9 protein-coding genes are annotated in these 12,590 nt (G+C 51.0%); 8 read left to right on the forward strand and 1 reads right to left on the reverse strand.

Annotated features, from left to right (window positions below; genetic code table 11):
• Nucleotides 1–36 precede the first annotated feature (36 nt).
• From rpsL to ACKI61_RS11390, 5 genes are all read left to right on the forward strand, one after another.
• Nucleotides 37–426, forward strand: coding sequence for a 30S ribosomal protein S12 (gene rpsL, locus ACKI61_RS11370; RefSeq protein ID WP_072980597.1), 390 nt, complete (start codon nt 37–39; stop codon nt 424–426).
• Nucleotides 427–438: 12 nt separating this feature from the next.
• Entirely contained in the window at nt 439–915 is a 477-nt protein-coding gene (gene rpsG / locus ACKI61_RS11375; RefSeq protein ID WP_407457816.1) for a 30S ribosomal protein S7, read from the forward strand.
• 337 nt (nt 916–1,252) lie between these two features.
• On the forward strand, nt 1,253–1,873 hold the full coding sequence (locus ACKI61_RS11380; protein WP_407457817.1) for a hypothetical protein: 621 nt from the start codon (nt 1,253–1,255) through the stop codon (nt 1,871–1,873).
• A 526-nt stretch (nt 1,874–2,399) separates the two neighbouring features.
• A complete protein-coding gene (locus ACKI61_RS11385; protein WP_407457818.1) occupies nt 2,400–3,011 on the forward strand; it encodes a hypothetical protein in 612 nt (203 codons plus the stop codon).
• Nucleotides 2,981–4,306, forward strand: coding sequence for a hypothetical protein (locus tag ACKI61_RS11390; protein ID WP_407457819.1), 1,326 nt, complete (start codon nt 2,981–2,983; stop codon nt 4,304–4,306). Before ACKI61_RS11385 ends, ACKI61_RS11390 begins: the two co-directional genes overlap by 31 nt.
• A gap of 115 nt (nt 4,307–4,421) precedes the next feature.
• Here the strand turns inward: ACKI61_RS11390 and ACKI61_RS11395 are convergent, their stop codons facing one another.
• Nucleotides 4,422–5,615: a glycoside hydrolase family 26 protein gene (locus ACKI61_RS11395; protein ID WP_407457820.1), complete on the reverse strand. Its 1,194-nt coding sequence runs from the start codon at nt 5,613–5,615 to the stop codon at nt 4,422–4,424.
• 132 nt (nt 5,616–5,747) lie between these two features.
• Here ACKI61_RS11395 and ACKI61_RS11400 point away from each other — a divergent pair, with 132 nt between their 5' ends.
• The 3 genes from ACKI61_RS11400 to ACKI61_RS11410 all read left to right on the forward strand — a co-directional run bounded on the left by ACKI61_RS11400 (nt 5,748) and on the right by ACKI61_RS11410 (nt 12,539).
• Nucleotides 5,748–7,067, forward strand: a complete 1,320-nt coding sequence (locus tag ACKI61_RS11400; protein ID WP_407457821.1) for a GntR family transcriptional regulator — start codon at nt 5,748–5,750, stop codon at nt 7,065–7,067.
• A 124-nt stretch (nt 7,068–7,191) separates the two neighbouring features.
• Entirely contained in the window at nt 7,192–8,601 is a 1,410-nt protein-coding gene (eno, locus tag ACKI61_RS11405) for a phosphopyruvate hydratase (protein WP_407457822.1), read from the forward strand.
• Between the two features lie 128 nt (nt 8,602–8,729).
• Nucleotides 8,730–12,539: a ZmpA/ZmpB/ZmpC family metallo-endopeptidase-related protein gene (locus tag ACKI61_RS11410; RefSeq protein WP_407457823.1), complete on the forward strand. Its 3,810-nt coding sequence runs from the start codon at nt 8,730–8,732 to the stop codon at nt 12,537–12,539.
• Nucleotides 12,540–12,590 lie beyond the last annotated feature (51 nt).

Below are 12,590 nucleotides of genomic sequence, written 5' to 3' on the forward strand. Positions count from 1 at the left end.
AACTATATTTGCACTCCAAAATCTAGGAGATTAACAGTGCCAACTATTCAACAGCTCGTCCGCAACGGACGCGAACAGATCAGCAACAAGACCGCTTCCGTGGCCTTGAAGTCCTGCCCCCAGAAGCGCGGCGTTTGCACCCGCGTGTACACCAGCACCCCGAAGAAGCCGAACTCCGCTCTTCGTAAGATCGCCCGTGTGCGTCTTTCCAACAAGATGGAAGTGACCGCCTACATTCCGGGTGAAGGTCACAACCTCCAGGAACACTCCATCGTGCTCATCCGCGGTGGTCGTGTGAAGGACGTCCCCGGTGTTCGTTACCACATTATCCGTGGTACCCTGGATACCCAGGCTGTGAACGGTCGCCAGAACGGCCGCTCCAAGTACGGTGTTAAGAAGAAGGGTGCCGCTCCGGCCAAGAAGTAAGGAAGGTAGAATATGTCTAGAAGAAGAAAGGCTCTCCATCGCTCCATCCTCCCGGATCCGCGTTACAAGTCCACGCTCGTTACCGAACTCGTCGGTGTCGTGTTGAAGCAGGGCAAGAAGACCATTGCTGAACAGATCGTCTATACCGCTCTCGAAATGCTCGGTCAGAAGCTCGAAGGTCCGGAAACTCCGCTTGAAAAGTTCGAACTCTGCCTCGAAAACATCAAGCCGCGTCTCGAAGTGAAGTCCCGCCGTATCGGTGGTGCCAACTACCAGGTTCCGATGGAAGTTGCACCGGACCGCGCCAAGGCTCTCGCTCTCCGCTGGCTCCTTGATGCCGCCCGTAGCCGCAACGAAGCCAACATGGCTGACCGCCTTGCTGCCGAACTCGTTGCTGCCAAGAACGGTGAAGGCAACGCTGTCCGCAAGAAGAACGACACGCACAAGATGGCCGAAGCCAACAAGGCTTTCGCCCACTTCCGTTTCTAATTCTTGCATAAGCACAGAATTATCCTAGAGGAAGGCTCCGCTTTAAAAGCGGAGCTTTTCTGTTATGGGTGTTTTATTTGCCATCTTTGAGAATATGTTTTTTTATATTCTATAGTATTGGTTGAGGGAACAAAGAAGTTTATAGAAAATTGGGTCGGATAGATGAGGTGATATTTTGAGCCAGTTGGGGGTATATAAAAAGGCACTTTGGGCGGCAATCGTATTTGCGTGCCTTATTTTTGCAGACTCTACAGAAGAAGGTGTCTGGTACATTTTCCCATGCTACAAACCGGTAGGGGATTCCTGTGTAATTATGGATTATGCAGGGGCTAGGACAATGCCGATGGACGGAGACTTTGCGCTTGTCGGGGACAAGGTGGAGTGCTTTATTGCCAAGGGTAACGCGTATATCATGCTCCAGACCAATGCTCCGGAGCAGTTCTACGACAGTCTTTTATGGAATAGCAAATCACGCTGCCGCGACAACGGCAAGAACTGTGGAAACCTGGGCAAGGATGTCGAGGTCCCGTTTTATACCGAGCAGGCGGGAATCTGGTACCATTCCTGCAAGGATACGGAAGCAACCCCCAATGGCTGCAAGCCCGTGGAGAAGGGAATGGAATTTCTCGTGAACGGGAAATTGAAAGTAGAAAGATTTTCGCGGGAAGCCCTGTTCTATTATTTCGAGGCGAACAAGAGGAAAAGTATGGATTCCCTGATGACCTGGGTTTTGAAGAATCCCAAGTCGGAAGAATTTTATCAGACTTTTCCGAATGAGCTGGAAAGCGAGGACATTATTAAGGCGGGGAATATTGCGGCGCCCAACCTCACGGGTATCGATTTCTATCTGTGGTCGGAAAAGATTGAAAGCAGGAACTATAAACGGGGAAAATTCTCTTCGTTTGCTGATGTGATGAAGACTTGTAAGGATTGGGGGAAAATGCATGAGGCTCCGTAGCATTTGTCTTGCCTGTCTTTGCCTTGTCTGGGGTGCCGCTGCGGATTCTGAGCGCATTGCGGAATACTGTGCCGATATTTTAGATGACAACACTTATCGTCCGATGCTGATAAAGGATATAGATGAACCGATTCGGGAATGGAATTACCCGGATTCGGTTTCTTGTAGAGAATACCCATGCGAAACACGTTGGGCGACAGAAAGTAAAGTCTTTTTCCCCTATGATATAAATTGCCCTGAAGATGTTTATTCTCTCACTTCTCCACGCCGCCATAGTGGAGTTGGCGGAATAACAAGGGTCTGTTTCGATTGCGGCTTTTTTGATATGCCGGTTGAGTTGAAACGAATCAAGAAAGTGAAATTGTATGGCAGCAGGGATGGAAATAATAGTAAGTGGAATTCCGATGAAAAGGTTCCACTCAAGTTGCGAAATGCCCGGGAAACATTGAAGAATTTTTATGGACAGCTATTTAGGGGGTATTGGACAGCAGCTTGGGATCCTTACCACGAAACTCAAGTAAATCCGATGGAAGTTGATTTTTATGCGCGACTGGTAGGTGAATGTAACGACACAATCCCTGCCTTGGAATATTGCGTGAATGGGAGTAAGAATGCGGAACTCCACCTGACGAACTATTACGACGTGTTACCGCAGATTTCCTTTACCGATGGTGAAACGATAGGATGCTCCGGGGAAATGCGCGTCGAAAAAACGTACGAAATGGATTTTGCAAAATACGGCAAACGGAAATTGGTGCATTCTATAGAACAGGATACCTGCCATGCGAAGACTGTCGTTGCAAACGAAATCCATTTGCCTGTTCCAAAGTATATCAGCGCGAAGGCTCTCAAGGGAATTCCCGCGAAGAAGCTATACGGAACGAGCGTTCCGGTTATTTCAAAAAATACGCTGACCTGCAATTTCAAGACATTTGAGAAAGATGTTGTGTTCTATGCTCGCATTGGAGGTAAGTGCAATAAGGACGAGCTTCAGGAAAAGAAAAGAATAAATCTCGATGAAACGGGACAGACTGCAGATGTACGTGTCCGTGACGGATCCGAAGTGTACTGGAAAGAATGCGGTGAAGATTGCAAAGCTTTCGGAAAATGCATCAAGATGAAGGACCTTTTGCGATGATGTGGCTGAATAGGAAATTGCTTTTGGTTGTTGCCCTGCTTGCAGGCTCCATTTTTGCGCATAGCCCTTCGACGGCGCATTTTTGTGTTTCGTCTTTTGATTTACATTATGAAGGCTTTTTTTCGCTGGAAATCAGGGCTGTTCAAAAGGCTGTTCCTGATACGGAATGGAACTGGCCGGATTCACTGATGTGCGGACGCACGGTCTGGACGAATAACCTTGTACTGAATTATAAAGGGGCTCAAATCCAGCTGGATGGAAATTACGATGCCGAGCCAAGTAAGTTCAGCTGCAATTTGTGTTCGGATATGGAACGCTTACGCAAAAGGGTCGTGGCAAATCCGTCTATAGGGAGAGCAAAGGTTTTCCAGGATATTGATGCTGACGAAAAGTTTAAGCAGGTGGATAGCGCCTTTATCCGAGAACTTTACGGTAAGAAAATCAAGGCGGAATGGGAAAGCGGTCTTTTTTGTGTATGCCCGTATTACAGTCCCGCATTGTTCAAGACGGAACTGGATGTCATTATTGACGGTCCCTGCTCCCCGACGATGGATTCGACAACATGGGAATTGAAACAGGACGAATCGGATTGGAGATGCACAGCGAAAGACAAATCTTCGGGATTATCGCAAGAAGTCGCATTGCCCGATGGAATGATGCCTTGTTTTTTTAGTTATAGAGAAAAAAAATGGGCTGAGCCTCTTTATTATGTCAGCACCAAGCGGATGAATATGGTGGGTAAGCCCGAAGGGCTCGACGAAAACCTGGAATGCTTTGACGTGAACGGGGAACGTCTTGTGGTTTTTGGGTCGAATGTGCCGGACCAGACCTATAATGAAGTTAAAGACCCGTTGGGTGGAGATTGCTACGCAAATTTCAGTGATTTCAAAAAGAAGAAATTGTGGGAAAAATCATTTTATTCTTGCAATAGAGACGAGTCGACCTCGGGTGGGTGCAAGGCTGTGGAACACGGGCTAGACTTTGTCATGGATGCAAATGGGAATTTTATCGGATGGGATCGCAAGGCGCTTTGGCTCTATTTGGAGCTGAAAGAGGCAAATGATATCAAGGCATTTTATGATGCCCTTGGCAACAACATACTGTTCAAGGAAATTTTGTTACCCGCAAATTTCTCCGAGAATACGGTCCAGGAACTAGGTGACGATGCCGCACGGAAGACGGCGGGGATGGCATTCTATAAAGGAAAGAAAAGGGTACGCTACAAAAGGTTCAAGCAGAATCAGTTCAAGTCGATGAAGGAAGCCATCGACATGTGCAAGAAATCAAAGTTTTAGCACAGAATTATCCTAGAGGAAGTATACAAAATTAGCGCCGTAAGGCGCCCACGGTCGAACGGTGGTTCGACGTGCCGGGAGGGTATTAAGGAGGGGAGTTCTCCCTTGTCGTCATTTATCGTACCACGTTTAGTCTGTACATGCTCCGCGCATGGGTGTCGGGAACTTCGATGGCGTGTACGCCCGGGGTAAAGTGCTGTACGGCGCTCTGCCACAAAAAACGGCCCTGGTAGTCGAACTGCACGACACTTGCCTTTATGGTCTTGCTTGTTTGCATGTAGAGTTTGCCGTCTTGCAGGCGAAAGGAGTTGCCGGCGGCCCTCCCGGTAGGCTTGATACCAGTGTTGTTGTCCGAAGAGCTTGAGTTTATGTCTTGGCTGCTGGATGAGGTGGGCTCACTTGCCTTCATCTTCGCGATGCCGGCCTTCCATGCGTCAACGGCGGCCTGCGAAGTGTTGAGTGCCCAGTCGCCTTCGTTGGCTTCCTTGCTCTGGCTGAACCACATCACCGCGAATACGCGTGAGAAGTCCGTGGCGAAGTGCTCGAACATGTCGGTGATCCATTCGGCCTTGTTCCCGCCCAGTTCGGAGCTGGAAATTTCGGCGATGAAGAGCGGCTTGTCGATGTTCGCGAGCGCGTTGTACGCCTTCTTGAAAACCTGCGAGAACGTCTGCCAGCTGGACCAGCTCTGGCATTTGCCCCAGTTGTAGCCGTCGATGGAGATGTAGTCCACGTAGTCGTCGCCGGGGTAGTTGCCGGTGAGCGTGGTTCCGCTGCCTTGGTTCGAGGCGTTGGTGGTCCATACCCATTTTACGTTCTCGACATTTTCTTCGCGGAAAATTTTCACGATGTGGCGGAATGCCTCGGCCACATTTGCGTCGGTGTTGCCGGCGCCCGATTTCCCTACGCCCCAGTCGTACCAGTCGCCGTTTGCCTCGTGGAGCGGCCTGAGCCAGATTTCTTCGCCGTAGTTCTTGACGCCCTTGGCGTAATCGCGGATGTATTCGTCGGCCTTGCCGTCGACCAAGTCTTGGGCACCGTATCCGTTAGCCATCCAAGTGACCACCAGTGTGGAGCCGTTGTCTTTGGCGACGTTCGCGTATTCTTCGGTTGCGTTCCAGTCGTTGATGTCGAAAAGTGCAAAGTAGCTGATCAGGTCGAGGTGCGTGCCCTGCAAATCCTGGAACGCCTGCACGTTCTGCTGCGTGGGCTGCGGATACTGACCCGGGCCACCGACCCAGGCGCCGACCTGGAATGCCATGGCCGCGACTGGTGCGACACACATAGAGAAGAATAGTTTCTTGTTCATATAACCCCCGATTGGCGTTAAACGCCGGTGATGTTGTTTTACGTTTTTAAAGATATGTTCGGGATTTTGCGAAAGACGTTTTAATTGTTTATATTTATGTTAAAGTGTATCTAGTGTTATGACGGAGGCCCGATGACTGTCGATGAATTTTGCAAGTGGATAGAATCGTCCGGATTCAAGGACGGCGCAAGGCTTCCATCTGTGCGCAAGGTGGCTGCGTCGCAGGGGGCTTCGACCTTTACCGTTTTCCAGGCGTATAAGCGCCTGGTAGAACAAGGCAAAATCTACGGAGAGCACGGTAATGGTTACTTTTGGGGCAAGAAGCCCGAAATTGTGGTAGATGCAAGCGAGCACGAGACTGAACGCTTGGAACGCCTGCTTTTAGAAGATTGGAAATCCGGCAAGATTTCGGTAGACAGTACGCTGCCGTCGATTAAGGACTTGTGCTTAGTTTACAGGACCACGTCGGGTTCCATGAGCCGAACCCTTGAAATGCTGCGTGAAAGGGGAGTGCTTGACCGCAAGGGTCGTGGGCGTTACTACTTCAAGAATACAAGATCGTCTGCGGTCAATTTGAAAGAAATCCTCTTGATTATGCGTTGCAATCCGAACGGGGATTTTAACGGGCTTGGCGAACGCGAACTCACGTTCATGCAGAAGGTGTACGCCGAGGCGCGCCGCAACAAGCTTAAAGTCAAGGCGCTTGGGTACTATGAAAATGAGGGGCTTTTTCTAGATGCCGCCGGAAACCGGGTCAGGCTGGAGGACTGCGGCGAATACTTCGGTGCCGTCGTTTCGACCATGCTGGTGTTCAATATAAGCAAACTCTTTGCCCTGCTTGCCTGCACGCGGTTCCCTATTTCGGTGTGGTGGGAACACCCGCTATACGACATTCCCCGCGCGTTGAAAAAAGAAAAGCGCTACGCGTTCTTCAATTTGGCCTTTGGTGATTTCCCGGGGCGCGCGGTGGGGCATTTCTTGAAAGAAAAGGGAATGGAACGCGTCGCCTTTATTTCGCCTTACCACATGAGCATGTGGTCGAGGGACCGCCTGAAAGGACTCAAGAAGGTGGGGCTCGAGGTAATCGAAGCGACCGATGCGAGCCATGCGAGCCATTTTGATTTTATGCAGGAGAAGGGGGCGTACGAACTTTTCAGCCGTATTTTGCTTAAGCTGGTGAAAGAGATTCCGCCTGTAGATGCGTGGGTCGTGTCTAACGATAGGGTAGGGGTGGAAATTTTGTCGCTTGTGGAGCAGGGCAAGCTCAAGCGCCCGCCTTACATGGTGTCGTTCGACAATTCTAACGACAGCTACCGTAACCGCCTGGATTCCTTTGAGTTCAGCCTCGATGCCCTTGCCGAGCAGTCCGTGTTTCACTTGGTATCCCCTGGAGTTACTTTGTATAAAAAAGACGATTTCCGCGAGCTTTCGGGGCATGTCGTGGAAAAATGACGTTTTTTCTGCTAACCATTAATCACCAAATCTTCACATTTTTTCTTCCTACTGTCTACTTCCTACTTTTTACTTTTTTATATTTAAGGCACAAAAATTTTCACTTTAACAGAAGGTTAATAAAATGGCTAAAATCGCTAAAGTTTGGGCTCGTCAGATCCTGGATTCCCGTGGCAATCCGTCTCTCGAAGTCGATGTTACTCTTGACAACGGTATCGTTGGTCACGCAGCTGTTCCGAGCGGTGCTTCCACCGGCGAACGCGAAGCTTGCGAACTCCGCGACGGCGACAAGAAGACTTACTGCGGCAAGGGCACGCTCACTGCCGTGAAGAACGTGAACACCAAGATTGCTAAGAAGATCATCGGCATGGATCCGTCCAAGCAGACCGAAGTCGACGACGCCATGATCGCTCTCGACGGCAACCGCATGCTCAAGAACAAGCTCGGTGCAAACGCAATCCTCGGCGTTTCCATGGCTGTTTGCGTTGCTGCCGCTAAGGACGCTGGCCTTCCACTTTACCAGTACATCGCCAAGCTCCATGGCACCAAGAAGCTCACGCTCCCGTGCCCGATGTGCAACGTGATCAACGGCGGTGCTCACTCCTCCGCCCCGATCGACTTCCAGGAATTCATGATCGCTCCGGTTGGCGCAAAGACTTTCTCCAAGGGCCTCCAGATGGTCACCGAAATCTTCCACGCCCTCAAGGCTGTGCTGAAGAAGGCCGGCTTCGACACCACCGTTGGTGACGAAGGTGGCTTCGCTCCTGGCGTTTCTATCAAGCCGGCTAAGAACAAGTTCGGTTACGAAATCACTGGCGTGATGACCCTCGAAAAGGCTCTCGACGCTTTGAAGGCTGCAACCACCAATGCCGGTTACAAGTTCGGCACTGACATCAAGATTGCTCTTGACGTTGCTTCTTCTGAATTCTGCGACAAGAACACCAAGGCTGGCAAGCCGGAAACCTACACCTTCAAGAAGAGCACCAAGAAGACTGTCAAGTCTGCCGACATGGTGAAGCTCTACGAAAAGCTCATCGACAAGTACTCCATCTTCTCCATTGAAGACGGTCTCGATGAAGCTGACTGGGCTGGCTGGAAGGTCATGACCGACAAGCTTGGGTCCAAGATCAACCTCGTGGGTGACGACCTGTTCGTTACCAACCCGACCATCTTCGACGAAGGCATCAAGGCCGGTATCGCTAACGCCATCCTCATCAAGGTGAACCAGGTTGGCTCCGTGTCCGAAACTCTCGCTGCTATCAAGCGTGCTCAGAACGAAGGCTATGCTCCGATCGTTTCTCACCGCTCTGGCGAAACCGAAGACACCTTCATCGCTGACCTCGCCGTCGGTACTGCCGCTGGCCAGATCAAGACTGGTTCTCTCTCCCGTACGGACCGCGTTTGCAAGTACAACCGCCTCCTCCGCATCGAAGAAGAACTCGGCAAGGCTGCCGTGTACGCCGGTGACCCGCGCAAGGCTTGCAAGGCCGCTCCTGCCAAGAAGTGCGCATGCAAGAAGGCTTGCAAAAAGTAATTTCTTAAACCAATAGAACTTACTAAGAGAAGCGTTCCTTTTAAGGGAACGCTTTTCTTGTCCTTGTACACGGAATTTTTTTTAGGTACTATATTTATCCGGAGTAGATTGTAAGTAAGGAGGAACAAATGAAAATGTTCTGCAAGACATTTGCACTGCGCATGGGCGGCGCGCTGCTGTTTGCCGTTTCCGGTGCGCTTGCCGCGGGTGGAACCATGAGTGGCGAAGGGACAGCCGAAAGCCCTTTCCAGATCGAAGACATTAAGGACTTGCGGGCTATTGGTACGGGGGACTATTCCGATTCTTCGAACTATGTTCTTGTTGAAGATATCGACGGTTCTTCCGCTGACTTCGAGCCTATCGACTGCGCTTTCAGAGGAGTGTTTGATGGCCAGAAGCATACCATCAGCAACTTGACTATAGACAAGCCGGATGAAAATGCTGTGGGACTATTCAGCTATGTAAAATATGCGACCATCAAGAACCTGACTTTGAAAAATGTAAAGGTCACGGGAAAAAATTATGTTGGTGCTTTGGCGGGAGATATAGACGATTCCCGCATAGACAATGTTTTTGCGTTGAACTGTGATGTTCGGGGAGTCAAATTTGTTGGTGGTCTGGTGGGGGCGGCTGGATATTTGGGACGGTCCGGAACAACGGAACTGAACATTGTTGCCGGTACCGGAAGTGTCTGGGGTCAAGAAAACGTTGGAGGCGTGGTCGGACACTTGTCTGCCTGCATGACAAATACTTTCTCGGTAAGCGTTATCAAGGGCTATGAGAATGTTGGTGGAATTGCTGGCGAAATTGGTACTGGATGGAATGGCTGTGGAGATAGTGAAGAGATTGTCCATGCGTATTCTGCCAGTATAATTAAGGCTCCCGAACCGTCCGGAATTATAGGCCGCGCAAGTTCAAGTTATGGTTATCGCGAACTCAATATGTCGGATGTTTACTTCGATAGCACCGTTGCCGAGAATATCCATGAAGACGAAGGTCGCCGCACATCGGAGATGCTGAAGAAGTCGACTTATGAAGGGTTTGATTTCGAGTCAGTTTGGACGATTCGAGAAGGAAAGTCCTATCCTTATTTCTTCGGCATGGATCCCGTGTATTCGGGGGATCTGAAGGATGACGGAACGGTGAACATGCTGTCGGGATTCGGTACCGAGGCATATCCCTACCTGATTTCGAGCTACGAAGATCTCAAGTATGTGGGCAAGTACGAATACGCGACTAACTTGTACTACAAGGTTACCGCGGATATCGATGCTTCGGAATCGGTGAAGGATAACTGCGATGCCTCTGGCAAGAATTGCAAGGGATTTGAACCCATCGGCCATTTTACCGGCGTGTTTATGGGTAATAGAAAGGAAATTTCGAACTTGACGATTCGTCGCCCCGACGAAGATTCCGTGGGGCTGTTCCGGTCGCTGGATCCTTCGGCGAAGGTTTCCGAGGTGTTGCTGCTGTCGGCAAACATTCGCGGCAAGAATGATGTGGGCGGCCTTGCGGGCGTCGATTTCGGAACGACGCTTGATTGCATCTATGTGCGTGGAAACGTCTACGGGGAAAACTATGTAGGTTCTATCGCCGGGTACAAGAAATCGGGAACGCTCAACCAGAATGCATCGAAGGGAACCGTCACGGGTAACAAATTTGTCGGCGGCCTCGTAGGGTATCTGGATTCTGCCAAAATAGTGGATAGCTATTCGATTGACCATATCCAGGGCGACAGGTATGTGGGCGGCCTCGTGGGCTATTCCAGGGACTCGAAGATAGGTGGTGCCTTTGCGGCGGGACGCGTGGATGCGGAGTCCGATCGGGGTGGTGTTGCAGGTGGCAAGTCCGACACGATTCCCTTTGGCGTGGCTTACTATGACAGCTCGCTTTGGCATCTTGACTCGACCTTCGGTGATGGAGCCCTTTCGACAGAGGAATTGATTTCTTATGTACCCTGGGGCGATCCGGATGATTTATGGGATATAGAGAAAGATTCGACATATCCTTATCTGATTTGGATTTGGTGGGAGCGTGTTACTCCCGGTGTGAATGCAGGCGGCGACACGAGCCTGCTCCGCATGGATGGCTTTGGAACGGAAGACGATCCGTTCCTTGTGAAGACCTACGCTGACCTGAAGTCTATAGGCAAGGGCAAGTACGCACTTTCTGCTGTTTACCGCCTTGCAAATGATATCGATGCTTCTGCATCTAAGTCGGAAAACGAAAGCCATCCGGCCTACAGGGGATTTGAGCCTATCGGGAACCGACTGGTGGATTCTTCGGCCATGTTCTTCAGCAGTTACGGCGACAGGGATACGGCTGGGGTGTTCACGGGCAAGTTCCATGGCGGTGGACACGCAATCAAGAATTTGTATGTAGAAGCGGTGGCCGATAGCGTGCGTAGACAGGCTGCTTTCATCACGCGGATTGGTGCCGAAGGCCTGGTCGATAGTTTGTACTTAACTGCGGCCGTGGATGGAGACGATGCCGCAGGAATCGCCGTTGTCAATGAAGGAACCATTGCCGGGAGCGTCGTCGATATCGTCGTGAAGCACGGGACGGAACCGAGCAACGCCATTGCCGGAGGCGTTGTCGCTTTCAACGAGGTCGATGCGGTGGTTTCTGATTGCCGTGCCAAGGTGAATATCGAAGCGGACAGCATTGCCGGTGGCATTGTCGCTGTCAATGCAGGAACGGTCTCTAAGTCGACTGCGTTGGGAACCATCGATGCAAAGACGACAAAGGCAACCGCAGTGGGCGGGGCAATCGGCTGGAACTATTCTAGCGGCCATGTAGATGGTGTAGGCTCCTTTGTGAACCTCTCGGGAGAAAGGAACGTCGGCGGCCTTGTTGGGGTGAACAAGTGGCATGGCGAAGTTGTCCATTCATTTGCCACTGGAACAGTTAGGGGATTGCTCGAAATGCCGTGGGCGGTAGCAGGATTTGTCGCGGAAAATGAAGGATTTATCAGGCAGTCCTACTCTACGGGCGATGTCTACAATGGAATCGCCTTTGCCGCAAGCAACTCGCGCAGTATCGAGGACTGCTATTCGACTAGCAATGTGTATGAAAGCGCCGGGTGGAAAGGTTCTGCCGCCTTTGCCAATGCGAGCGGGACAAATGCACTGGTCCGCGGATATGCAACCGGGAAGGCCTACCGAGCCGATGGAACTTCATATTGTGTGCAGCAGAATACCCGTGGGAGCAACGACGAAGGATTCTATTTCATTAACGAAGGCTGCTATAACTACATCGGTGTCGGCTTGAAGGAAGAAGACATGCGTAAGCAGGAGAGCTTTGCCCTGTTTGACTTCGATTCCGTATGGACCATCAAGGAAGGGAAGTCCTATCCGAAGCTCCGTGGTGTGACGAATGTGCCAGTTGCAGGAAACGCAGTGCTTGACTTGAAGGACAACAAGTCCCTGACGAAATTGGTGCAGCAGGAAATGGACGATGCCGTTATCGATATGGACAATGGCTCGGACAAGGTTTTGGTCATGGAACCAGCGAGCAAAAAGCTTCTCGATTCGCTTGCCAAGGCAAAGTCTGTCTCTGGAAAGTTCGATTTGATATACCGTGTGGGAATCAAGGTCGGAAACGACACCCTGTGGGGCAACAGCGGCCATGTTGAGCTTCGGATCAATTATCAGGAGGAACAGCGTATCGAGACGGCCGCCGTGCATGGAAAGTCCTTTGCCGTCTCGGTTCAGGAGAATGCGGTCGCGCTCCGCTTTGAGGTGTCCGCCCCGGGGGCGGTTAAGTTCGCACTCCTGGATATGCAGGGCCGCCTGGTAAAGTTCGCCGATTTCGGAAACCGTGCGCCTGGCGCCTATTTTGAGACGGTGTCGACTGGGGCGGTGCCGCCTGGCCGCTATATCGGGGTCCTGCAGGTGAATGGCGGAGTGGCCAAGAGATCGGAACTGGTAATCCGATAGCTTCCTGCGGTCTGTAAAATTCCGTAAACATATTGATGGTCAACGAGTTAC

It is taken from the genome of Fibrobacter sp., from assembly GCF_045601785.1.
Taxonomy (GTDB): Bacteria; Fibrobacterota; Fibrobacteria; order Fibrobacterales; family Fibrobacteraceae; genus Fibrobacter.